Origin of the sequence: Haemophilus haemolyticus (assembly GCF_003352385.1) — a bacterium.
Classification (GTDB): Bacteria; Pseudomonadota; Gammaproteobacteria; order Enterobacterales; family Pasteurellaceae; genus Haemophilus; species Haemophilus haemolyticus_I.
Genome location: NZ_CP031243.1, coordinates 268,831 through 292,327 on the forward strand (window position 1 = coordinate 268,831; position 23,497 = coordinate 292,327).

Below are 23,497 nucleotides of genomic sequence, written 5' to 3' on the forward strand. Positions count from 1 at the left end.
AAATCATAAATCAAAAACATTCTTATCGCGTAAAATATGGTCATTGCCTTTGCGACGTAAAAATCCCATTCGGTCGAAATATTCCATCAGTTGAACGGTAAGTTTGCGCCCGAAATTCAATTTATCACGTACTTCATTTACTGAAACTTTTCCTTTTTCTTCTGCGATTTGTTTGATGAGTCTTGCATAAGCATAGATGGTTTCAGTTAAGAAAAATCTATCTTTCACGATTGGCGTAAGGTAACCCAGTTTTCCCGCTTTATACATAAAATTACGCATAATTGATTCATCAATAGTGAGTGCATTTGCCATATCGCGCACCCAAATCGCTTGACCATTTGCTTTTTCAAACTCGTTTAATACATCTGTCCAACGTGATTTTTCTTCAGTATTAAATTGAATTTTATGCTCTGGTAGATGAATCCAGCCACGAGTTTGTTGTAATCGACCATCATCAAGCATTTCATCGATAAAATGATAAATTAGATTTTCTGGCTGATTCAATGTCGCCATTCGATATAATCTGGCTTTACTTACACCAAGTTGATCATTATGTTGCTCGTGATAAGTATCAAGTGCGGTTAAAATTTGCTGCGTTTTTTCTTGTACGTAATTAGTATTAAAACACCAATCTTGATAACGTACGGCGTCCCGCTCGGCGAGTGCTTTATCTAATTGTGAGGAAGTCAGTTGTTCCGTCCACATTAATTGGCGTGCTGTTGTCGCCTTATGTTGAAGGGTAAGAGCAATACGTTGCGAAGCATTCTCTGCCAATGCTAAATTGGCTAAGAAATTTAACCGCACTTCAGTACGTTTATGACGTTTTGGCGAGTTAATTTCCAATACTCGTGCGCCGGCAATTAAGGTTTTTGTATCGCCACTGCGTAAAATAAGTTTGTCTCCGAAAGCCAAGAATAATGGTGAATCTAATATGATTTCAGCCAAAGTGCGGTCATTTTTTGCAGCATTTTTTCCCTGTAGTAAGGTGAGCTTACCCGTAGTTCGACTTGCTCCGTGATAAATATGCACAGGTTGGCTTTCATTTAATGGTACTTCAGCCAAAATTTGTACACTGATGCGATCTGTTGGTGAGAGAGGTTCATCCTGCAATAACCAATCGCCTCGTTTCATTGGCGTGCGGTCTAAATCAGCATTTAAATTTAACGCTAAACGTTGCCCTGCAATACCTTGTTCGCTTGATGTATTTTGTGCGTGAATCGCTTTTACACGAACTTTCTGTCCATTGGAAAGGTAAATTTCATCGTTGGTTTTCACTGTTCCTGAAAAGGCTGTGCCTGTCACGACGGTACCCGCCCCTTTTACGCTGAATACTCGGTCTATTGCGTAGCGGAAAGGTTTCTGAGTATCAGCTAATTCAGGTAGATTAGCTAAGTAATGACGTAATTCACTGATGCCTTGCCCCGTTTCTGCAGAGGTAATGAAGTAGTTAGCATCGCGTAAAAAACTATAATTTTGTTTAATTGTTTGGATTAACGATTCAATTTGCTCTGAATTTGTACGATCTGCTTTTGTGATGACAACAATAATTTCGTGGAATTGAAGCTGGCGTAATATTGCTAAATGTTCTTTTGTTTGCGCTGCAACGCCTTCATCCGCAGAGACAATTAACATTGCATAATGCACACCACCTAAACCTGCCAGCATATTTGATAAGAATTTTTCGTGTCCCGGCACATCAATAAAGCCAAGTACTTTGTTTTCTAAAGGCAGATAGGCATACCCCAAATCAATGGTCATTCCGCGTTTTTTTTCTTCTGGTAAATGCGCGGTACTTGTGCCAGTTAATGCTTTTAATAATGCTGTTTTGCCGTGATCAACGTGACCTGAAGTAACAATAATCATAGTTCATCCAATGTATTTAATAGTGTTTCAATATCCGCAAGGCTACGTAAATCTAGCCAAATTTTTCCGTTTTCCATTCGCCCAATAATAGGTTGAGAAAGTTGTTTAAAACGAGCTGAAAGTGCGGAAAGTTTTACGTTTGTTTTTTCTGCAATAGTAACAGCCACGGAAGGGATTCTTTCCATTGGTTGTGAGCCACTACCGATTTGTGCTTGGCTATCTTCAATTTGAATTTCAAATTGTGAATTTAAGCGAGATTCTAACCGCTCTTTGAGACGCATAGCATTTATTTTGAGTTGTTCTAATGGTTGCGTGAGTAAGCGCAGAGTTGGTAATTTTTCAGTTAATTTTTCAGGATTTAAATATAAACGTAATGTGGCTTCTAAGCCAGCTAAAATGACTTTATCGCAACGTAATGCACGCTTGAGTGGATGTGCTTGTAATTGTTCGATCCATTCTTTTTTACCCACTATAATGCCTGCTTGCACGCCACCAAGCAATTTATCGCCAGAGAAAGAGACCAAATCCACACCTTGTGCGACTTTTTCTTGCACGGTTGGTTCTTTTGGTAGGCCATATTGGCTTAAATTAACCAATGCACCACTGCCTAAATCGGTTACTACGGGTACATTCATTTCTTGGCCTAGTTCTGCGAGTTCTTCTTCTGAAATTGAAGAGGTAAAACCACAAATTTGATAATTGCTGCTATGCACTTTCATTAAAAAAGCCGTATTTTCAGTGATAGCATTACGATAATCTTTCAGGTGAGTACGATTAGTAGTGCCTACTTCCACTAAATTGCATCCAGCTTGTTCCATAATATCTGGAATACGAAATGCACCGCCGATTTCAATTAATTCGCCACGAGAAATTATTACTTCTTTGCCCTGAGCAAAGGTCGCTAACATTAACAATACCGCAGCAGCGTTGTTATTCACAATACAGGCTGCTTCCGCACCTGTGAGTTTGCATAATAATTCACTGATGTAATTATCGCGATGACTACGCTTACCTTCATCTAAATCATATTCAAGCGAAACATTTTTTTGCATCGCAGAAAGCGCTGCCTGTTGTGCTGCTTCAGACCAAAGTGCCCGCCCAAGATTTGTGTGCAACACCGTACCAGTCAGATTATGTACCGCTTTGATTTGTACTTGGTTTTGTTTTTGTAGGCGAGAATGAATTTCTACAAAAGTGCGGTCAGAATTAGAAAAATATTCAGGAAGTTGATTGTTTTTTTGAATAAATTGACGAGCTTGCGTTAATAATTCTCGACATATTGCTACGACTGCAGTGTGACCAAATTCGGTAATGAGTTGTAAGCCTTGAGGTGTCTTGAGAATTTTGTCAACGGAAGGAAGTTGTTGAAAAAGTGCGGTCATTTTTGAATCCGTTTAAAATAACGTTGAATTGCCGATTAATTTACGCTAAAGTAACTGCAATTTCAACTACGGAGGGGCGTCATCTCCGGTGAGGTGGCAGGATTTCAAATCCTGTTGAGGACGCCAGCGTTCTTGGGTGGGTTCGACTCCCATTCCCCTCCGCCAATTCTATATATTTCATTTTTATCATTTCTATTTTTTATAAAAATAAAAGCGGTCAAAACCGTTTTTAATTTTGACCGCCCTTTTCGATTAGTACTAGATTACTTTGCTGGAATGTCCGCTAATACTCTTGTCAATAAATCCCAATAGGTTTGCACCGTTGCAATTTCCACTTTCTCATCTGGTGAGTGAGCATTTCGAATTGTTGGTCCGATAGAAATCATTTCAATGTGTGGATAATGTTCTTTTAAAAGACCACATTCTAATCCTGCGTGAATGACTTTCACTACAGGTTGCTCGCCTAGCACTTCAGCATAATGTTTGCGAGTAACGTCTAAGATAGTAGAGTCATTTACTGGTTGCCAGCCAGGATAAGGCGCAGAAAACTCAACTTTTGCATTTGCTAAGATTGCAAGTGAGCTAAGCATTTCAGTTACGTAATATTTACCGCTTTCAATTAATGAACGAACTAAAATGGTGCTTTTTACAACATTACCTTCTGTTTTCAATACGCCAACGCTTAATGAGCTTTCTACAACATTTTTAACTACATCACTATTGCGGATTACGCCGTTTGGCAATACATTAAGTGCGTTAATAACCGTTTGAGTACTTTGTGCGGTGAATACGGTAGGGGCTTTTTCTGCTGCTTCTACGAAAAGTGTGAAATTAGGTTCTGCAATTGCTAATTCTTCTTTAAGAACAATCGCCAGATTTTCTACCGCACTTTCTATGGCTTTTACATCGCTATTAAAGGCTAATATAGCCACAGCTTCTCGAGGAATTGCATTACGAATTGAGCCACCACGAATTTCAGAGAGAGCAAAGTGCGGTTCATTTTGAGAGAGTTTTGCTAATACTCGTGCTAAGACTTTAATTGCATTTGCGCGCCCTGTATGGATATCGCCGCCAGAGTGACCGCCACGTAAACCTTTAAGGGTGATTTGTGCGCTGCGCTCAAACGTATTGGTTTCATATTGAACTGGAATTTCAAAGTTTGCGTTAATGCCGCCCGCGCAACCAATGTAAATTTCGCCAATTTCTTCGGTATCTGTATTGATTAAAATTTCAGATTGTAACCAGTTATGACGTAAGCCTTTTGCGCCATCCATGCCCGTTTCTTCTGTCATTGTTAAAAGCACTTCAAGAGGTGGATGAGCTAAATCATTGCTTTCTAGCACCGCTAACGTAGAGGCTAAACCGATACCATTGTCAGATCCTAGTGTTGTGCCTCGTGCTTTCACCCATTCCCCGTCAATATAAGGTTGAATAGGATCTTTGGTAAAATCATGTGAGTTGCCTTCATTAGCCTGAGGCACCATATCTAAGTGTGCTTGTAGAACAACAGGTGTGTGATTTTCCATTCCTTTCGTGGCGGGTTTACGAATGAGGACATTCCCCACTTCATCGCGTTCAACAAAAAAATTTTTTTCTTTCGCCCAATTTACAATAAAGTTAGCTAACGCATCTTCATGATGAGAAGGGTGAGGGATTGCACAGATTTGATCGAACCATTTCCACAGTAATGCTGGTTTAAGTGTTGTAATTTCAGACATAGTCACTCCTTTTTACTGAAAAATTTCATGAAATAATAGCATAAAACGCCATTTCGGGTTATCCTTACGCAATTTTTATTTATCGATAAATTTCTAAGGTGCAATTATGAGCGAAAAATATGTGGTGACTTGGGATATGTTCCAAATGCATGCCCGCAAATTATCTGAACGTTTACTTCCTGCTTCTCAATGGAAAGGTATTATTGCGGTGAGCCGTGGTGGTTTATTTCCAGCAGCTGTTTTGGCTCGTGAGTTAGGCCTTCGTCATATTGAGACTGTTTGTATCGCAAGCTATCACGATCATAACAATCAAGGTGAATTACAAGTTCTTCATGCAGCCCAAGTGCCAAATGGCGGCGAAGGATTTATCGTAGTAGATGATTTAGTTGATACGGGTAATACTGCGCGTGCGATTCGTCAAATGTACCCTAATGCAAAATTTGTGACGGTATTTGCAAAACCTGCAGGTGCGGAATTAGTGGATGATTACGTGATTGATATTCCACAAAATACTTGGATTGAGCAACCTTGGGATTTGGGTTTAACCTTTGTTCCACCTCTCTCTAGAAAATAATTTTTATACAGATACAGAATAAAAGAGCGGTCAAAATAAAAGAAGTTTTGACCGCTCTTTTGTATGAGAATTAATTTATAAATTATTCTTCATCTTCTTTTGCCCATTCTAATGAGCGTTTAACTGCTTTTTTCCAGCCTTTGTAGCGACGTTCGCGTTTTTCATTGTCGCTGTCTGGACTGAATGTGCGTTCTACTCGGGCTTTATCGCGAAGCTCGTCTAAATCTTTCCAGAAGCCTGTTGCTAAACCAGCAAGATAAGCTGCGCCTAGAGCAGTTACTTCTTTCACGACAGGGCGTTCAACATTTACATCTAAAATGTCAGCTTGGAATTGCATTAAGAAGTTATTGTTTGTCGCGCCACCATCTACACGGAGATATTGTAGGCGTTCACCCGAATCTGATTGCATAGCCTCTAAGACATCACGGGTTTGGTAAGCAATAGATTCTAAGGTTGCACGAACAATATGATTACGGTTTGCACCGCGAGAAAGACCAAAAATTGCACCGCGCGCATATGGATCCCAATATGGTGCACCTAAGCCCGTGAAAGCTGGAACAACATATACGCCATTACTATCAGTCACTTTTTGGGCAAAGTATTCAGAGTCAAAACTATCGTGAACAATTTTGAGTTCATCTCTGAGCCATTGGATTGATGCACCTGCGATAAATACAGAGCCTTCTAAGGCATATTCTGGTTCGCCTTTTGCATTACAAGCAATGGTTGTGAGAAGTCCATTTTTGGATGTAATGGCTTTGTTACCTGTGTGGAGCAACATAAAGCATCCTGTTCCATAAGTGTTTTTGGCTTGGCCTGCATGTACGCAAAGATGTCCGTAAAGAGCAGCTTGTTGATCACCTGCAATCCCTGCAACAGGAATACGAACACCGCCTTTACCACCGATATTGGTTTGGCCGTAAATTTCAGAAGAGTTGCGTACTTCAGGTAACATTGAACGTGGAATATTCAAGATTTCAAGCATCTTGTCGTCCCATTGTTTGGTATGAATGTTGAATAACATGGTACGAGATGCGTTGGTGTAATCGGTTACGTGCACTCGACCTTGAGTCAATTTCCATACAAGCCAAGTATCAACGGTACCAAATAATAATTCGCCTCGTTCTGCTTTTTCTCGAGCACCTTCAACGTTATCCAAAATCCATTTTACTTTTGTACCAGAGAAGTAAGGGTCAACCACTAATCCAGTGGTATTACGAATGTATTCTTCATGACCATCGGCTTTTAATTTATCGGTAATGTCTGCTGTTCGGCGACATTGCCATACGATAGCGTTGTAAACAGGTGTACCGGTTGCTTTTTCCCATACAATTGTGGTTTCACGTTGGTTGGTGATACCGATAGCAGCAATTTCATCAGATGTAATACCCGCTTTAGCAACGACTTCGTTTAAGGTTGAGCTTTGAGTTGCCCAAATTTCCATTGGATTATGTTCTACCCATCCAGCTCGAGGATAGATTTGGGTAAATTCACGTTGTGCAATTTCAACCACATTCGCATTATGATCTAATAATACTGCGCGAGAGCTTGTTGTGCCTTGGTCTAATGCAATGATGTATTTTTTGTCTGTCATAGTATTACTCCTTCAAATAATTATTCGCAGCCGCAATTACAAGGTAAATTGCCGCCAATTGCTTTTTTGTATAACCATGCACCAGCTAATGCGCCTAAAACAGGTACAATCATTGGAACGATAAAATAAGGGATTTCGCGTCCGCCAGTTAAAGCGAGTTCGCCCCAGCCTGCTAGGTAAGCAAAGAATTTTGGTCCGAAGTCACGTGCTGGATTCATGGCAAAACCTGTTAATGGGCCCATAGCACCACCGATAACCGCAATTAATACACCGATTAATAATGGGGCAAGCGGACCACGAGGCACACCGTTACCATCGTCAGTTAATGCCATAATTAATGCCATAAGAATTGCAGTAATCACAAATTCCACAGCAAAGGCTCCACCAATGCTTAAACTTGGATGAGGATAAGTGGAGAATGTACCCGCAAGGCTTAAACTTTCTTGTGTACCACGAACAATGTTGTGGGCTGTTTCATAATCGATAAAAACATTGCGGTATAAGCCATAAACTAATGCTGCAGCAAAGAATGCGCCGAGCATTTGTGAAATGATGTAAGGAATTACTTTTTTGCCATCAAAGCAAGCAAATTTCCAAAGGGCAATGGTTACTGCAGGGTTTAAATGTGCGCCAGATAAACCCGCTGTTGCATATACTGCAAGTGCAACGCCCATCCCCCACATAATGCTGATTTCCCACAAGCCAAAACTAGCGCCTGCTACTTTTAGTGCTGCAACGCAGCCCACACCAAAGAAAATCAATAAGGCTGTACCTAAAAACTCGCCAATACAGTTCGCTTTTAATGATTTATCCATAGATCACTCCTTAGAAGTGCGGTTGAAATGAAGAGTATTTTCCCTAAATAAAAGGGAAGAAGAATCTATTAAAAAAGAATACGGAGTGTTTTGAAATAGCCTCCTTATTTGAATTCTAGGTTAGAACACCTAGATTGATTATGATGTTACTCTGTTAGAGTAGAATTTTGGCTTCTACGATATAAAAACCTATTTAACCGTGGGTATGTTTACCCACGGTTATGAGGGATATTATTTTTTCCCTTTTAAGAATTCCACGCCAGTATCTGGGAAATCAGTAAATACGCCTGTTGCACCTGATTTATTCAATAATGCATCGTACATTTGATTTACATCTGTGAAGAATTCTGGCAATGCGTCTTTACGCACTGTGTATGGGTGAAGTTCAACTTTGTATTGAGCAAGCTCTTTTACTAATGGTGTGTATACAATGTTGCCTGGTTTAGATTGTTCTTTATCTACTAACATATACCAACCTGGACCAACACCATCAGCATATTTCACCACTTCTGCCATTGCACCTGGTTTAAACATCCAATCGTAATCGTAGTTTACCCATTTACCTTTCGCATCTTTTTCTTGCGTTTCTTTCCAATCTGTATAAGCCACTAATTGAACTAATTTCAAATCCATGCCCATTTTTGGAAGTAATTCAGTTTTGATACGTTTTAACTCATTAAAGTCGAAAGTTTGTAAGTAAACCATATCGGTTTTCTTATCATAGCCATATTTTTTCAACACTTTGAGCGTTTCAGCGGCAATATCTTTGCCATTTTGATGGTGGAACCAAGGTGCTTTGATTTCTGGATAAATACCTACTTTTTTGCCAGTAGATTTTTCCAAGCCTTGGATAAATTCAATTTCATCTTCAAAGGTGTGAATTCTGAAGTGTGATTTCCAAAGTGGGAAACGACCAGGATAAACTTGTGCTTGTTTGCCATCTTTGGTTTCAAAGTTTTCTGTCATTTCTAAACTTTGAATTTCTTTTAAGGTAAAGTCGATGACATAGTAACGACCATCTTTACGGTGACGATGTGGGAATTTTTTCGCTACATCAGTCAAGCCATCTAAAAAGTGATCGTGAATAACCACTAAACGACCATCTTTAGTCATTGCTAAATCTTGCTCTAAATAATCAGCGTGCTGTGCAAACGCAAGTGCTTTAGATTCTAAAGTATGCTCTGGTAAATAACCGCTAGCACCACGGTGAGCAATAATGATTTTGTCTGATTTCATTTGGGTGTTTGCCATGCTTGATGAATGGCTGCTACAACCTGCAAGTACGCCAGCTGCTAATAAAGAAAGCGCTAAGGTTTTAAGTTTCATAAGTATTTTCTCCTTAAGAGTGCGGTAAATTTTTATGGTTTTTTTAGATTTTAGTTACAAAAAAGGCGGCTAAGCAATTTGCCCGCCGCCTTTTTTAAGCTAATTATTTAGTACCGTAAGTATCGCCTAATTTCGCTTTGTGTTTTCCTTCTTCAACCATTACGATTAAGAGTAATAACACAGCTAATACGCCACCGCCGATCATTACATAGAAACCACCGTCCCATCCGTAATGTTGAGCAGCCCAACCGATAACTGCAGATGCAGAAACTGTACCGCCTAAGTAACCGAATAAACCAGTGAAACCTGCTGCAGTACCTGCTGCTTTTTTCGGTGCTAACTCAAGAGCATGTAAACCGATTAACATTACGGGACCATAGATTAAGAAACCGATTAAAGTCATTAAAATGAAGTCTGTTAATTGGTATGGGTTTTGATACCATGCGCTGTAGTTTGCTAATTCAGCTTCTGGTGTAGCTGGGTTCATCCAGTATGCAACAACCGCTGCAGTGGTTAAGATCATGAAGATGAAACCTGTTAAACCACGTTTACCTTTGAATACTTTATCTGATACCCAACCACATAATAATGTACCTGGAACCGCTGCTAATTCATAGATTGTGTATGCCCATGCGGTACCTTTGATGTTGAAGTGTTTTACTTCGCTCAAGTAAACCGGAGACCATTTTAATACGCCGTAGCGGATTAAATATACGAATACGTTAGCAATCGCGATGTACCATAACAATTTGTTTTTTAATACATAAGTTACGAAGATTTCTTTTGCAGTTAAATCGTTTTCGTAAGTTTTTTCGTTATAGTCATCTGGGTAGTCATTACGCCATTTTTCGATTGATGGTAAACCACAAGATTGTGGAGTATCACGCATGACGAAGTACACAGGAATTGCACAGATCATTGCTGCAATACCAGGGTAGTATAAAGATTGTTGCCAGATGTCTTTTGCTTGCGCTTCAATACCGTGGGTACTGAAGAAAATTGCACTAGCTAATAACACCATTGCACCAGGCATCATACCACCGATGTTATGCGCTGTATTCCAGATAGATACGATAGTACCGCGTTCTGATTTAGACCACCAGTGTACCATTGTACGGCCACATGGAGGCCAACCCATACCTTGGAACCAACCATTTAAGAAGATCATCGCCCACATGATAGCGATGCCTGAGGTTGCCCATGGGAATAGACCCATTAAGGTCATACATAAACCAGATAGTAATAAACCAAATGGTAGGAATACACGAGGGTTAGAACGGTCAGACATACCAGCCATTACGAATTTTGATAAACCGTAAGCAAGACCAGCTGCAGAACCGATTACACCAAGCTCAGCTTTTGTATAAAGACCAGCTTGAATTAAACCAGGTTGTGCTAAGTCAAAGTTTGCACGCACGAAATAGTATGCGGCATAACCAAAGAAGATACCTGCGAATACTTGCCAACGTAAGCGTTTATACGTGGAATCAATTTTTTCCGCCGGAAGTTCCGCAATATGCGGAGCGGGTTTAAATGGTCCAAACATAATTTTTTTCTCCAACTTTTAATTATGTGTAAGTTTTATTCACCCTTTATTAGACAGTAAGGGATGGGCGCATGATAAAAGAAAATAAAAAATAAGGAAGTAAAAAAAGTAAAAAATGTGAAGTGTTTCACAAAATTTTTACACCATTTGAGCGAATGCGAAAATTATCGTGATCGGTATCACAAAATTGTTTTCTTTTGCGCTCAAAATGTTGTTAATTTGGCCGCACTTCTCTACAATGCCTGTGATTTTTATATTACTTTTTTGTTAAATTTTGGGAATTGGGGGTAAACATGGGATTATCGCCTAGCATGTACAAAGATGTTGGAGATTTTTCGCCACTTAGTACCGATGTCATTATTATCGGTGGTGGCGCAACGGGTGCTGGTATTGCGCGTGACTGTGCACTTCGTGGCATTGATTGTATTTTATTGGAACGCAGAGACATCGCAACGGGTGCGACAGGACGCAACCACGGATTATTACACAGTGGTGCGCGTTATGCTGTGAACGACCAAGAATCTGCTGAAGAATGTATTAAAGAAAACCGCATTTTGCGCAAAATTGCGCGTCATTGCGTAGATGAAACGGAAGGCTTATTTATCACGTTGCCTGAAGATTCTCTCGACTATCAAAAAACCTTCCTTGAGAGCTGTGCAAAATCTGGAATTGATGCGCAAGCCATTGATCCTGATTTAGCTAAAATTATGGAGCCTTCTGTAAACCCAGATTTAGTGGGCGCTGTAGTTGTGCCAGATGGTTCGATTGACCCATTCCGTTTAACTGCCTCTAATATGATGGATGCAACAGAAAACGGCGCAAAAATGTTCACTTATTGCGAAGTAAAAAATTTGATTCGTGAAGGTGGAAAAGTGATTGGTGTGAATGTGTACGATCACAAAAATCGTAGAGAACGCCAATTTTTTGCACCACTTGTTGTGAATGCTGGTGGTATTTGGGGACAAGGGATTGCGGAATATGCCGATCTCAAAATCAAAATGTTCCCTGCGAAAGGCGCATTACTCGTAATGGGTCATCGCATTAATAAACTTGTCATTAACCGCTGCCGTAAACCTGCTGATGCGGATATTCTTGTTCCAGGCGATACAATTTGTGTGATTGGTACAACGTCAAGTCGTGTTCCTTATGATCAGATCGATAATATGCAAGTAACGCCAGAAGAAGTGGATATTCTTTTCCGTGAAGGTGAAAAACTTGCCCCTAGCTTGCGTCATACTCGCGTATTACGTGCTTATGCTGGGGTGCGTCCATTAGTTGCGAGTGATGATGATCCATCAGGTCGTAATGTGAGCCGTGGTATTGTGTTACTTGACCACGCAGAACGTGATGGCTTAGATGGCTTTATTACAATCACTGGCGGTAAGTTAATGACTTATCGTTTAATGGCTGAATGGGCGACCGACCTTGTTTGTAAAAAACTCAATAAAACGGCTCGTTGTGTAACAGCGGAGCAACCTCTACCTGGCTCTACTGAAAGTCGTCAAGAGACCAATCAAAAAGTCATTTCATTACCAAGTACTATTCGTTATTCTGCAGTGTATCGTCATGGTTCACGGGCTACTCGTTTGCTTGAAAAAGAACGTTTAGATCGTTCAATGGTTTGTGAATGTGAGGCTGTGACGGCAGGCGAAGTTCGCTATGCGATTGATGAACTGGGTGTAAATAACATTGTGGATTTACGTCGCCGTACTCGTGTTGGTATGGGTACTTGCCAAGCTGAGCTTTGTGCATGTCGTGCTGCTGGCTTAATGAACCGTTTTGAAGTGGCAACACCAACTCAATCAACTATTCAACTTTCTGCCTTTATGGAAGAACGCTGGAGAGGTATTGAGCCGATTGCTTGGGGTGAAGCTATTCGCGAAGCCGAATTTACATCTTGGATGTATGGTAGCGTATTAGGTTTAAATGATGTGAAACCGCTTGATGAACAAGCACAACAAGGGACGGATAGCAATGAATTTTGATGTAGCCATTATTGGCGGTGGTTTGGCGGGTTTAACCTGTGGCATCGCCCTTCAACAACGCGGCAAACGTTGCGTGATTATCAACAACGGTCAAGCAGCCATTGATTTTGCATCCGGCTCTTTAGATTTATTAAGCCGTATGCCATCAACTTCAAATGGAGAAGGTCGTGCGGTAGAAAATTTAAAAGAAAATATCACCGCACTTCGTAATGAATTACCTGCTCACCCTTATAGTTTATTGGGCGCAGAGAAAGTGCTTGCTAAAGCACAAGATTTTGAACGTTTAGCCAATGAATTAAATCTAGATTTAATTGGTTCTACGGAAAAGAACCATTGGCGTGTAACAGGCTTAGGCAGTTTACGTGGTGCGTGGCTTTCACCAAATAGTGTGCCAACCGTACAAGGCAAAGAAAGTTTTCCGCATAAACGTATTGCTGTGCTTGGTATCGAAGGTTATCACGATTTTCAACCGCAACTTTTAGCGGTAAATTTGGTGTTAAACCCACAATTTGAACATTGTGAGGTGACCAGTGGTTTCTTAAATATTCCACAATTAGACGAGCTTCGCAAAAATGCTCGTGAGTTCCGTAGTGTAAATATCTCTCAACTTCTAGAGCACAAACTTGCGTTCAATGATCTTGTTAAAGAAATCATTGAATCAGCGCAAGGCGCAGAAGCCGTATTTTTACCGGCTTGTTTTGGTTTAGAAAACCAAGAATTTATGACCGCACTTCGTGATGCAACTAAACTCGCATTATTTGAATTACCAACATTGCCACCATCATTACTCGGTATGCGTCAACGTATTCAATTACGCCGTAAATTTGAATCTCTTGACGGTTTAATGATTAACGGTGATAGTGCATTGAGTGCAACATTTGAAGGAAATCAAGTCCGTTGTATCAACACTCGCTTGCTCGAAGATGAAGAAATTACTGCAGATAATTTCGTACTCGCTTCAGGAAGTTTCTTCAGTAAAGGACTCATTTCTGAATTCGATAAAATTTATGAGCCAGTTTTTGAATCCGATATTATCGGTGTTGAAGGATTTAACGATAAAGATCGTTTCACTTGGACTGCTCATCGTTTTGCTCATCCACAACCTTATCAATCTGCTGGTGTGGCAATTAATGCTCAATGCCAAGTGCAAAAGAGCGGTCAATATTTAACGAATTTATATGCCGTCGGTAATGTGATTGGTGGGTTTAATGCGCTTGAGCTTGGTTGTGGTTCGGGTGTGGCTGTTGTAACTGCCTTGGCGGTTGCTGATGAAATCTTGGCGAAATAAGGGGGGAATAATATGGATAATAATATTCAACGACTCATTGATAGTGCAAAACAATCCCTTAATTCACCTGAAAGCCATAAATATATCGACGAAAGTTTTGAAAGCTGTATTAAATGTACGGCTTGTACCGCTGTTTGTCCGGTTTCACGTAACAATCCACTTTATCCCGGACCAAAACAATCTGGCCCAGATGGTGAGCGTTTACGCTTGAAATCGGCAGAACTTTACGATGAAGCACTTAAATATTGTACCAACTGTAAACGTTGTGAAGTGGCTTGCCCGTCAGATGTGAAAATCGGTGATTTAATTGTGCGTGCGCGTAATAATCACTTAGCGCAGTCTAAAAAACCGTTAATGAATAAATTGCGTGATGCGATTTTAAGTAACACTGATGTGATGGGGAAAATCAATACGCCATTAGCGCCGATTGTAAACACCATCACAAGCCTAAAAGCGACCAAATTTATGTTGGAAAAAACGCTTAAAATCAGTAAAGAACGTACTTTACCTAAATATGCGTTTGGTACGTTCCGTAGCTGGTATATGAAAAATGCGTTACAAGGCCAACAAAAATTTGAGCGTAAAGTCGCATATTATCATGGTTGTTATGTGAACTATAATAACCCGCAGCTTGGTAAAGAATTCCTTAAAGTGTTCAATGCGATGAACATTGGGGTGATGTTACTGGAAAAAGAAAAATGCTGTGGTTTACCATTAATGGTGAACGGTTTCCCTGAACGTGCCCGTAATATCGCACAGTTCAATACCGATTACATTGGAAAAATGGTAGATGAAAATGGACTAGATGTGATCAGTGAAGCATCAAGTTGTTCACTTAATCTGCGTGATGAATACCATCATATTTTAGGTATCGATAATGCTAAAGTCCGTCCGCATATTCATATGGTGACACCATTCTTATACCAACTTTTCAAAGAAGGTAAAACATTACCCTTGAAACCACTTAAACTTCGAGTGGCTTATCACACCGCTTGTCACGTAGATAAAGCAGGTTGGGCACCTTATACTTTGGAAGTATTGAAAAAAATTCCTGGTTTAGAAATCATTATGTTACCTAGCCAATGTTGTGGTATTGCTGGGACTTACGGTTTTAAATCAGAAAACTATGAGGTTTCACAATCTATTGGTAAAAACCTATTCGATAATATTAACGAAGGTGGGTTTGATTACGTCATATCTGAATGCCAAACCTGCAAATGGCAAATTGATATGTCATCCAATGTGACCTGTATTCACCCATTAACTTTACTCTGTATGTCGATGGATGCTTAATAATAAAAATGCACTTTGTAATTAAAGTGCATTTTTTATAAGTAGAAAAAAGTGCGGTAAATTTTATTTGTATCCAAAAAGCTAGACTAAACAAATCAACTATTGAGGTGAAGATTTTATTATGGATAAACATTACACAATCAAATTTAAAATAGGTTCTCCAACCAATTCTGAATAGGAAAATGAGAATCAGCAGATACTGCTAGTTTTTATAATAAATAAGATCAATGGTTCAAACCAAGGCTGGCGTATCAAATGGCGACTTATCGATGAATTCAACTGAAATTAAAAGGACTGAATTTGACATAATATCGTCATCAGTCCTTAATTAAATAGTCTAGGTTTGGGGGCAAATCAATTTACAGAATATTTGAAAATTTTTCTAACATTTCTTTTGGCCATACGCTTGATTGCACTTCACCGATATGTTTTTTACGAAGTAAAAGCATTGCTAAGCGAGATTGACCGATACCACCGCCGATAGTTAATGGTAATTTTCCGTTTAATAAATCTTGGTGCCAATCCATTTTTAAACGGTCTTCATCGCCCGTTAGGCCAACTTGTAAGCGTAATGCACTTTCATCTACGCGGATACCCATTGAGGAAAGTTCAAAGGCTTTACCTAATTGGTCGTTCCATACCAAAATATCGCCATTTAAGCCTTTATAGCCATTTTCAGATTCAGTTGTCCAGTCGTCATAGTCAGGCGCACGGCCATCATGAGGTTTTCCATCTGAAAGTTTGCCGCCAATCCCGATCAAGAATACTGCGCCGTATTCTTTACAAATTGCGTTTTCACGCTCTTTACTGCTTAAATCTGGATAGCTTTTTACTAAATCTTCACTATGCACAAAAGTAATGTGTTTTGGAAGAATAGAAGGAATATCAAAACGTGCCTCTACGGCTAATTCCGTTAAACGAATAGCACGATAAATAGAATTTACCGTTTCTTTTAAGTATGCAAAATTACGACGACCCTCAGGAATCACTTTTTCCCAGTCCCATTGATCCACATAAACAGAGTGCGTTGGATCAAGAGAATCTTCATCTGGTCGTAATGCTTTCATATGAACAAACAAGCCTTCGCCTTCTTTAAAGTTGAAGCGAGCAAGGGTGTGGCGTTTCCATTTTGCAAGAGAATGTACTACTTCAAATACGGCATTTGGAATACATTTCACGTTAACTTGAACGGCTTTTTCAATGCCAGATAAGTTATCTTGCATTCCGTTACCCACTTGGCTCAAAATTGGACCTTGCACTTCAATAATACCAAGTTGTTCAATAAGATTTTGCGTGAAAGTGTTCTTCACAAAGCTGATTTCTTGTTGTTGTAAAATAAATGTCTTTTTCATTTTGATAACCTTTTTTAATGAGGAATAATATTTTTGAGCATTATTCAATAAATTATGATTTTATTTCAAGTATTTTATTTACTTTCTTGTTCTGATTGAATAATATCTAATTCAGTGATGAAAAATTAAATAAAATCTAAAGGAGGTGATTTTATGCACAACATTGACAGTTTAGATCGGCAAATCTTACGTGTACTCACCAAAGATGCGAGAACTCCCTATGCCGAAATGGCTAAAAACTTTGGCGTCAGTCCGGGAACGATTCATGTGCGAGTAGAAAAAATGCGCCAATCGGGCATTATTGAAGGTACGAAGGTGATCATTGATGAGCGTAAATTAGGTTATGACGTATGCTGTTTTATCGGCATTATTCTAAAAAGCGCAAAAGATTATGAGAAAGTGATCAAAAAGCTAGAAAGTTTTGATGAAGTAGTTGAAGCCTATTATACAACGGGCAATTACTCCATTTTCTTAAAGGTGATGACACACACAATTGCAGAATTACATTCTGTTTTGGCGACCAAGATTCAGTTAATTGATGAAATTCAATCCACTGAAACCTTGATTTCAATGCAAAATCCAATTTTGCGAGATATTAAACCTTAAGAAAATAGAAAGTGCGGTGAAATTTTTATTCAAATTTATCCTGATGTTTAAATTTCAATAAATCTCTCCGCTCTTTTTTGTTTGGGCGACGATCTGGATGGGGCATGGAAAGCGAATTGTTTTTTCTTGCCCACGCGATTTCTTCTCTTTTTTTCACGCTACTTTCGGTTTCTTGATAGAGTAATTGTGCTTCTGGCGCACCTCGGCGTTGATCGCTTAAGGCGATAATTTTTATTTCTTTTTCTTCGTTTCCCTGGCGAAGTTTTAACATTGCGCCTACTTCCACAATTTTACTTACTTTCGCACGTTGATTGTTGTAATGCACTTTGCCACTTTCAATCATTGCTTTAGCAATGCTACGTGTTTTGTAGAATCGCGCAGCCCACAACCATTTATCTAATCTGACTTCTTTTTCTTCCATTTGTGAATTTCTCTTTTGCTATTTTGTGGTACAGTTTGTCCCAATCCTATCACAAAATAAAGGAAAACTTATGTTATCCGATTCATCCAAAAAATTACCTAAAATTCTTACCACACAAGTCGTTGCTAAGTCTCGTTTATTTGAAATTCAGTCTGTTGATTTGGCGTTTTCTAATGGGGAATTACGTACTTATGAGCGTTTCAAACCCGGTAATCAACAGGCTGTTATGATGGTTCCCATTGATGGGGATGATCTTTTATTGATTCGTGAGTATTCAGTTGGCACAGAACGTTATGAATTAGGATTTCCTAAAGGCGGCGTAGATAAAGATGAAGAACCGAAAGATGCAGCAAACCGTGAATTAAAGGAAGAATTGGGGCTGGGGGCCAATAAAATTGATTTCTTGCGTACGGTGATTACCAATCCAAGTTATATGCGTAGCGTTATGCATATTTTTGTTGCTCAGGATTTTTATCCTTGCCAGTTAGAAGGCGATGAGCCCGAACCATTAGAAATTGTTCGCTTTCCATTGTCAAAAATTGATGAATTACTTGCAGAACCCAATTTCAATGAAGCTAGAAATTTAACCGCACTTTATTCCTTGAAAGATTATTTAAGCCAAAAATAATGGGCTTAATTGAATATCGTTCTCTCATTTTCTCTTTTTTAAAAAGAGGAAAATCATGGTAGCCAGATGAACACAACCTGAGTTAGCCTTTTTCGCTTATCTATAAATAAAAAATCATTCAAATATTCCCCTTTTTATTAAATATTTTCTAACAAGCTCAAATTTCCCTTTAAAAAACTTGAAAAAATACTCGATTTTTGACAATGTTTAGGTGTTTTCTTTTTTTACTCGAGGAACATTTTTATGCATAACGAAAACTTAAAAGAATTGACCGTTCGAGGAATTATCCTCGGCGCATTGATTACAGTGATTTTCACTGCATCCAATGTGTATCTAGGTCTAAAAGTTGGGATGACATTCGCGTCATCTATTCCAGCGGCCGTCATTTCTATGGCTGTGCTCAAATTTTTCAAAGATTCCAGTATCCTTGAAAATAACATGGTGCAAACACAAGCATCTTCAGCGGGGACACTTTCTTCTGTGATCTTCGTCTTACCAGGCTTATTAATGATGGGCTACTGGCAAGACTTCCCGTTCTGGCAAACTATGTTGATTTGTGCTGCGGGTGGTACATTGGGCGTGTTATTCACCATTCCATTACGCCGTGCAATGGTGGTAAACAGTGATTTACCTTATCCTGAAGGTGTAGCTGCTGCAGAAATCTTAAAAGCAGGTAATCATGCAGATGGCGATAGCGGTGTGAAAGATATTGCTTACGGTGGTGTTTTAGCAGGATTAGTTGCATTTTTAACGAACGGTTTACGCGTGATGGCTGATGGTGCAAGCGCTTGGATTCAAACTGGTAAAGCGGCTTTCCAATTACCAATGGGCTTTTCACTTGCCTTACTTGGTGCGGGTTATTTAATTGGTATCGTAGGCGGTATTGCGATGTTAATCGGTGTTATTTTGACTTGGGGTGTGGCTGTGCCATATTTCACTATGTCAGGTGATATCGCGGCAGACGCAAGCTTAATTGATGCTGCAATGGTGGTTTGGAAAACGAAAGTGCGCTTTATTGGTGTAGGTACAATTGGTATTGCAGCGATTTGGACATTACTTATTTTAATGAAACCAATGATTGAAGGAATGGTACATTCTTTCCGTATGTTGAAAGGCGGGCAAGCTGAATCTGAGCACCGTGTTGATATCGACCTTTCTCCAAAAACAATGATTTATATCTTAATCGCGACAGTTGTGTTAATTGTTATTTCATTACACCACTTTATCGCGGCTGCACCGATTTCACCTGAGCTTTCCATTTTATTAGTGGTAGTCTGTACTTTCTTAGCTGTATTTATCGGCTTCTTTGTGGCAGCGGCTTCTGGTTATATGGCAGGTTTAGTGGGGTCATCTTCAAGCCCAATTTCTGGTATCGGGATTATTTCTGTTATCGTGATTTCATTGGTATTGGTGTCAATCGGTAATGCATCTGGTTTATTTGAAACCGTAGATGGTCAGAAATTTTTAACCGCACTTACACTCTTTACTGCGTCAATTGTATTAACCACCGCAACGATTTCTAACGATAACTTGCAAGATTTAAAAACGGGTTTATTAGTGGATGCGACGCCTTGGCGTCAACAAGTAGCCTTAATTATCGGCTGCTTTGTGGGTGCGCTTGTTATCGCGCCAGTATTAGAAATTTTATATCATGCGTATGGTTTCAGCGGTGCGTTACCACGTCCAGATATGGATCCTTCACAAGCCCTATCTGCACCTCAAGCAACATTAATGACCACCATTTCTCAAGGTATTTTCACAAATAAATTGGAATGGACTTATATTTTAACTGGTGTAGGTTTAGGTGCTGTGTTAATTACGATTGATGCATTCTTGAAAAAAGTCAGCAACAAAGTCTTTGGCTTGCCAGTTATTGCTGTGGGGATTGGTATTTATTTACCACCATCAATTAATATGCCTGTGATTGTCGGTGCATTCTTAGCGTGGATCATGACTCGTCATATTGCAAAACTTGGTAACAAAGAAGTGTCAGCTAAAGCAGAACGTTTCGGTACCCTTTTCTCTGCAGGTTTAATCGTAGGTGAAAGCTTAATGGGTGTGATTTTAGCATTCATTATTGCGGCTTCTGTTACCACCGGTGGTTCTGAAGCACCATTATCCTTAAATCTTGAAAACTGGGATGCTATTGGCGAGTGGTTGGGTTTAATCGTATTTATCGTGGGCATTGTGATTTTTGCATCTCGCGTATTACGTGCGAAAAAATCTGATTAATTCTTAAATTTATTTTAGAATAGGCTACCTTTTGGATAGCCTATTTTTTTATTATGAAATCTTATTTAAAAACACTTATTTTTTTCCCTCTGATTTTACAGGTAATCGTCACCGCACTTTTGATTTGGTTCGATGATGACTCAAGTGGCGTTATCGTTTCTTTTTCTAGTTATGCTCTCACGGCATTTCTTCTTGCCACCATTCCCGCATTTTTAACCGCACTTTTAGCTGCAAAATTCCGTTACACACGTTATAACATTGCTTCGATTGTATTCGTTTCATCGATCATTTCATTTGTTTACTGCAATATGGCATCTTATTTTTATTTGTTATTGCTCGGTGAACAAGAAACGTCCTTTTGGGGCTGGTTGACCGAAGGGGGATTATCCCTCGGCCTAATAAGCACATGCGGAATGGTATTTTATGCTCTGTTTGTGATGCCGTGGTTGCTACCAAAAACAAGAGAATAATTTTATGCTCACGCTAAACGAACACTTACTTAACCAAGTATTGCTAATTGCTTACCAAGCAGGTAAGCATTTGCAACAGTTTTATCAAAAACAGGTTCATGTTGAATTGAAAGAAGACAACACACCTGTGACGGAAGCGGATCTTTTTGTGAGCCAATTTTTAACAGAAAAATTGACCGCACTTTTCCCTAATGTCCCTGTTCTTTCGGAAGAAAATTGCCATATTTCCTTTAAAGAACGTAAAAATTGGAAAGAATATTGGTTGATTGATCCTCTTGATGGTACACAACAATTTATTAATCGTACCGATCAATTTTCTGTTTTGATAACCTTAGTTCGTAAAAATAAACCAGTGTTAAGCGTTATTCATGCGCCAGTTTTATCGACAACTTATTATGCAATGCGTGATTTCGGCACGTTTAAAAAACAACTCGATCAGGTAAAAAAACTTACTAAAAACACGACAAATTTTGACCGCCCTTTACGAATTGCGGTAGGTGCAACCACTTCACAAGAAAAAGTACGGTCGATTTTGCCGAAGGATTTTCCTTGTGAATTTGTTGTGGTTGGTTCAAGTAGCTTAAAAAGCGGTTTAGTGGCTGAAGGTGCAGTAGATTGTTATGTTCGTTTAGGACAAACTGGCGAATGGGATACCGCTGGCGCTGAAGTCCTACTGGGTGAAACTCATGGTGCTATTTTTGACTCTCATTTTGAGCCTTTAACCTATAACCAACGCGAAACCTTGATTAATCCGCATTTTGTTATGGTGGGCGATCAATCGCTCGATTGGCGTTCTATCTTTCAATTTAATTGATTGGTTCGATTGGTTTTTTTCTCTAGAATACGGCATTATTTTCGACATTACTCGGAATCTTATAAGGAATAATTATGCAAACTGATAATAACTGTATCGTCATTTTCGGCGCGTCTGGTGACTTAACTCACCGTAAACTCATTCCAGCTCTTTATAATCTCTATAAAATTGGACGTTTGAGTGAAAACTTTTCCGTTCTTGGTGTTGCACGTTCTGACTTGAACGATGAAACTTTCCGCGAAAAAATGCGTGAGGCGTTAATCCATAATGAAGAAACAACACCAGAAACCTTAGATGCTTTCTGTTCTCATCTTTATTACCAATCTGTGAATACTTCGGATGCTCAAGATTATGGCAAACTTGTTCCACGTTTAGACGAACTTCACGATAAATATCAAACCTGTGGTAACACGCTTTACTATATGTCCACTCCGCCAAGTCTTTATGGCGTGATTCCTGAGTGTTTGGCGGCACATGGTTTAAATACGGAAGAATATGGCTGGAAGCGTATTATTGTTGAAAAACCTTTTGGTTATGATGAAAAAACAGCACAAGCATTAGACGTACAAATCCACCGTTTCTTTGAAGAACATCAAATTTATCGTATCGACCATTATTTAGGTAAAGAAACCGTTCAAAACTTGCTCGTATTACGTTTCTCAAATGGTTGGTTTGAACCGCTTTGGAACCGAAATTTCATTGATTATGTAGAAATTACTGGTGCAGAATCTATTGGCGTGGAAGAGCGCGGTGGCTATTATGATGGTTCTGGTGCAATGCGAGATATGTTCCAAAACCATTTATTGCAAGTATTAGCGATGGTGGCAATGGAGCCGCCAGCAATTATTAATGCGAATTCAATGCGTGATGAAGTAGCAAAAGTGATGCATAGTTTGCGTCCATTAACTGCCGAAGATATGGAGCATAATCTCGTTTTAGGTCAATATACTGCGGCTGAAATTAACGGCAAAATGGAAAACGGCTATTTAGAAGAAAAAGGCGTGCCTGCAGATTCTCGCACTGAAACCTACATCGCATTGCGTTGTGAAATTGAAAACTGGCGTTGGGCTGGTGTGCCATTCTATGTTCGTACGGGTAAACGCTTACCAGCTCGCGTGACTGAAATTGTTATCCATTTTAAAACCACGCCACATCCTGTATTCAGCCAAAATGCACCAGAGAATAAATTGATTATTCGTATTCAACCTGATGAAGCGATTTCAATGCGTTTTGGTTTGAAAAAACCGGGTGCAGGTTTTGAAGCGAAAGAAGTATCAATGGATTTCCGTTATGCAGATTTGGCAGGCGCACAAGTATTAACCGCTTATGAACGCTTATTGTTGGATGCGATGAAAGGTGATGCAACCTTGTTTGCGCGTACCGATGCTGTGCATGCCGCATGGAAATTTGTGCAACCGATTTTAGATTACAAAGCGAATGGTGGTCGTATTCATGAATATGAAGCGGGTACTTGGGGCCCTGTTGCAGCTGATAAATTAATCGCAAAACAAGGCAAGGTTTGGCGTAAACCGACAGGTTTAATGAAGAAAAAAGTTTAATTCATCTAATGTAGGGGGGGGCTTTAGCCCA

Annotated in this window: 19 protein-coding genes and 1 tRNA gene; 11 read left to right on the forward strand and 9 right to left on the reverse strand. The window is 39.5% G+C overall.

Annotation, left to right across the window (positions count from 1 at the left end; translation table 11 throughout):
• Nucleotides 1–3 precede the first annotated feature (3 nt).
• Both selB and selA read right to left on the reverse strand, forming a co-directional pair.
• On the reverse strand, nt 4–1,863 hold the full coding sequence (selB, locus tag DV428_RS01355) for a selenocysteine-specific translation elongation factor (RefSeq protein ID WP_114908425.1): 1,860 nt from the start codon (nt 1,861–1,863) through the stop codon (nt 4–6).
• Entirely contained in the window at nt 1,860–3,245 is a 1,386-nt protein-coding gene (selA, locus tag DV428_RS01360; protein WP_114908426.1) for an L-seryl-tRNA(Sec) selenium transferase, read from the reverse strand. The genes selB and selA overlap by 4 nt, the downstream gene beginning before the upstream one ends.
• A 70-nt stretch (nt 3,246–3,315) precedes the next feature.
• Here selA and DV428_RS01365 point away from each other — a divergent pair.
• Nucleotides 3,316–3,410 (forward strand) — tRNA-Sec (locus DV428_RS01365).
• Between the two features lie 98 nt (nt 3,411–3,508).
• Here the strand turns inward: DV428_RS01365 and pepD are convergent.
• Nucleotides 3,509–4,963 carry an aminoacyl-histidine dipeptidase gene (pepD, locus tag DV428_RS01370; protein ID WP_114908427.1) on the reverse strand — a complete coding sequence of 485 codons (1,455 nt, stop codon included), beginning with the start codon at nt 4,961–4,963 and terminating at the stop codon, nt 3,509–3,511.
• Nucleotides 4,964–5,069: 106 nt separating this feature from the next.
• On the opposite strand from pepD, the gene gpt reads away from it, so the two are divergent.
• Nucleotides 5,070–5,537, forward strand: coding sequence for a xanthine phosphoribosyltransferase (gene gpt, locus DV428_RS01375; RefSeq protein ID WP_005632242.1), 468 nt, complete (start codon nt 5,070–5,072; stop codon nt 5,535–5,537).
• Nucleotides 5,538–5,619: 82 nt separating this feature from the next.
• Here gpt and glpK read toward each other — a convergent pair whose 3' ends face one another.
• The 4 genes from glpK to glpT form a co-directional block, all read right to left on the reverse strand.
• Nucleotides 5,620–7,131 (reverse strand): glycerol kinase GlpK, encoded by a 1,512-nt coding sequence (gene glpK, locus DV428_RS01380; protein WP_005635293.1) that lies wholly within the window; start codon nt 7,129–7,131, stop codon nt 5,620–5,622.
• Between the two features lie 20 nt (nt 7,132–7,151).
• On the reverse strand, nt 7,152–7,946 hold the full coding sequence (locus DV428_RS01385; protein WP_114908428.1) for an MIP/aquaporin family protein: 795 nt from the start codon (nt 7,944–7,946) through the stop codon (nt 7,152–7,154).
• 231 nt (nt 7,947–8,177) lie between these two features.
• On the reverse strand, nt 8,178–9,272 hold the full coding sequence (gene glpQ / locus DV428_RS01390; protein WP_005626929.1) for a glycerophosphodiester phosphodiesterase: 1,095 nt from the start codon (nt 9,270–9,272) through the stop codon (nt 8,178–8,180).
• A 103-nt stretch (nt 9,273–9,375) separates the two neighbouring features.
• Nucleotides 9,376–10,818, reverse strand: coding sequence for a glycerol-3-phosphate transporter (gene glpT, locus DV428_RS01395; RefSeq protein ID WP_009499681.1), 1,443 nt, complete (start codon nt 10,816–10,818; stop codon nt 9,376–9,378).
• Nucleotides 10,819–11,111: 293 nt separating this feature from the next.
• Between glpT and glpA the strand changes: the two genes are divergently transcribed.
• Genes glpA through glpC form a run of 3 tightly spaced genes read left to right on the forward strand, consistent with a single transcriptional unit; the run spans nt 11,112 to nt 15,384 of the window.
• On the forward strand, nt 11,112–12,803 hold the full coding sequence (glpA, locus tag DV428_RS01400) for an anaerobic glycerol-3-phosphate dehydrogenase subunit A (protein WP_114908429.1): 1,692 nt from the start codon (nt 11,112–11,114) through the stop codon (nt 12,801–12,803).
• Nucleotides 12,793–14,091, forward strand: a complete 1,299-nt coding sequence (gene glpB / locus DV428_RS01405) for a glycerol-3-phosphate dehydrogenase subunit GlpB (protein WP_114908430.1) — start codon at nt 12,793–12,795, stop codon at nt 14,089–14,091. Before glpA ends, glpB begins: the two co-directional genes overlap by 11 nt.
• A gap of 12 nt (nt 14,092–14,103) precedes the next feature.
• Nucleotides 14,104–15,384 carry an anaerobic glycerol-3-phosphate dehydrogenase subunit GlpC gene (gene glpC, locus DV428_RS01410; protein ID WP_114908431.1) on the forward strand — a complete coding sequence of 427 codons (1,281 nt, stop codon included), beginning with the start codon at nt 14,104–14,106 and terminating at the stop codon, nt 15,382–15,384.
• 359 nt (nt 15,385–15,743) lie between these two features.
• On the opposite strand, the gene asnA is transcribed toward glpC, so the two are convergent.
• A complete protein-coding gene (asnA, locus tag DV428_RS01415) occupies nt 15,744–16,736 on the reverse strand; it encodes an aspartate--ammonia ligase (protein ID WP_114908432.1) in 993 nt (330 codons plus the stop codon).
• 153 nt (nt 16,737–16,889) lie between these two features.
• Here asnA and asnC point away from each other — a divergent pair, with 153 nt between their 5' ends.
• Entirely contained in the window at nt 16,890–17,342 is a 453-nt protein-coding gene (asnC, locus tag DV428_RS01420; protein WP_006995222.1) for a transcriptional regulator AsnC, read from the forward strand.
• A 25-nt stretch (nt 17,343–17,367) separates the two neighbouring features.
• Here the strand turns inward: asnC and hslR are convergent, their stop codons facing one another.
• On the reverse strand, nt 17,368–17,763 hold the full coding sequence (gene hslR / locus DV428_RS01425) for a ribosome-associated heat shock protein Hsp15 (RefSeq protein ID WP_005636135.1): 396 nt from the start codon (nt 17,761–17,763) through the stop codon (nt 17,368–17,370).
• Nucleotides 17,764–17,833: 70 nt separating this feature from the next.
• Here hslR and nudE point away from each other — a divergent pair, with 70 nt between their 5' ends.
• The 5 genes from nudE to zwf all read left to right on the forward strand — a co-directional run bounded on the left by nudE (nt 17,834) and on the right by zwf (nt 23,466).
• A complete protein-coding gene (gene nudE / locus DV428_RS01430) occupies nt 17,834–18,391 on the forward strand; it encodes an ADP compounds hydrolase NudE (protein WP_114908433.1) in 558 nt (185 codons plus the stop codon).
• 243 nt (nt 18,392–18,634) lie between these two features.
• On the forward strand, nt 18,635–20,623 hold the full coding sequence (locus DV428_RS01435; protein ID WP_114908434.1) for an OPT family oligopeptide transporter: 1,989 nt from the start codon (nt 18,635–18,637) through the stop codon (nt 20,621–20,623).
• Nucleotides 20,624–20,676: 53 nt separating this feature from the next.
• A complete protein-coding gene (locus DV428_RS01440; protein WP_114908435.1) occupies nt 20,677–21,093 on the forward strand; it encodes a hypothetical protein in 417 nt (138 codons plus the stop codon).
• Between the two features lie 4 nt (nt 21,094–21,097).
• A complete protein-coding gene (cysQ, locus tag DV428_RS01445) occupies nt 21,098–21,907 on the forward strand; it encodes a 3'(2'),5'-bisphosphate nucleotidase CysQ (protein WP_114908436.1) in 810 nt (269 codons plus the stop codon).
• A 74-nt stretch (nt 21,908–21,981) separates the two neighbouring features.
• On the forward strand, nt 21,982–23,466 hold the full coding sequence (gene zwf / locus DV428_RS01450; RefSeq protein WP_114908437.1) for a glucose-6-phosphate dehydrogenase: 1,485 nt from the start codon (nt 21,982–21,984) through the stop codon (nt 23,464–23,466).
• Nucleotides 23,467–23,497 lie beyond the last annotated feature (31 nt).

What these genes read in the sequence shown, in the direction of transcription:
- DV428_RS01435 (WP_114908434.1), top strand. Translation starts at nt 18,635, where the DNA reads ATGCATAACGAAAACTTAAAAGAATTGACCGTTCGAGGAATTATCCTC.
- glpC (WP_114908431.1), top strand. Translation starts at nt 14,104, where the DNA reads ATGGATAATAATATTCAACGACTCATTGATAGTGCAAAACAATCCCTT.
- asnA (WP_114908432.1), bottom strand. Translation starts at nt 16,736, where the DNA reads ATGAAAAAGACATTTATTTTACAACAACAAGAAATCAGCTTTGTGAAG.
- pepD (WP_114908427.1), bottom strand. Translation starts at nt 4,963, where the DNA reads ATGTCTGAAATTACAACACTTAAACCAGCATTACTGTGGAAATGGTTC.
- glpK (WP_005635293.1), bottom strand. Translation starts at nt 7,131, where the DNA reads ATGACAGACAAAAAATACATCATTGCATTAGACCAAGGCACAACAAGC.
- selA (WP_114908426.1), bottom strand. Translation starts at nt 3,245, where the DNA reads ATGACCGCACTTTTTCAACAACTTCCTTCCGTTGACAAAATTCTCAAG.
- DV428_RS01385 (WP_114908428.1), bottom strand. Translation starts at nt 7,946, where the DNA reads ATGGATAAATCATTAAAAGCGAACTGTATTGGCGAGTTTTTAGGTACA.
- glpT (WP_009499681.1), bottom strand. Translation starts at nt 10,818, where the DNA reads ATGTTTGGACCATTTAAACCCGCTCCGCATATTGCGGAACTTCCGGCG.
- asnC (WP_006995222.1), top strand. Translation starts at nt 16,890, where the DNA reads ATGCACAACATTGACAGTTTAGATCGGCAAATCTTACGTGTACTCACC.
- gpt (WP_005632242.1), top strand. Translation starts at nt 5,070, where the DNA reads ATGAGCGAAAAATATGTGGTGACTTGGGATATGTTCCAAATGCATGCC.
- glpQ (WP_005626929.1), bottom strand. Translation starts at nt 9,272, where the DNA reads ATGAAACTTAAAACCTTAGCGCTTTCTTTATTAGCAGCTGGCGTACTT.
- DV428_RS01440 (WP_114908435.1), top strand. Translation starts at nt 20,677, where the DNA reads ATGAAATCTTATTTAAAAACACTTATTTTTTTCCCTCTGATTTTACAG.
- nudE (WP_114908433.1), top strand. Translation starts at nt 17,834, where the DNA reads ATGTTATCCGATTCATCCAAAAAATTACCTAAAATTCTTACCACACAA.
- glpA (WP_114908429.1), top strand. Translation starts at nt 11,112, where the DNA reads ATGGGATTATCGCCTAGCATGTACAAAGATGTTGGAGATTTTTCGCCA.
- glpB (WP_114908430.1), top strand. Translation starts at nt 12,793, where the DNA reads ATGAATTTTGATGTAGCCATTATTGGCGGTGGTTTGGCGGGTTTAACC.
- zwf (WP_114908437.1), top strand. Translation starts at nt 21,982, where the DNA reads ATGCAAACTGATAATAACTGTATCGTCATTTTCGGCGCGTCTGGTGAC.
- cysQ (WP_114908436.1), top strand. Translation starts at nt 21,098, where the DNA reads ATGCTCACGCTAAACGAACACTTACTTAACCAAGTATTGCTAATTGCT.
- hslR (WP_005636135.1), bottom strand. Translation starts at nt 17,763, where the DNA reads ATGGAAGAAAAAGAAGTCAGATTAGATAAATGGTTGTGGGCTGCGCGA.
- selB (WP_114908425.1), bottom strand. Translation starts at nt 1,863, where the DNA reads ATGATTATTGTTACTTCAGGTCACGTTGATCACGGCAAAACAGCATTA.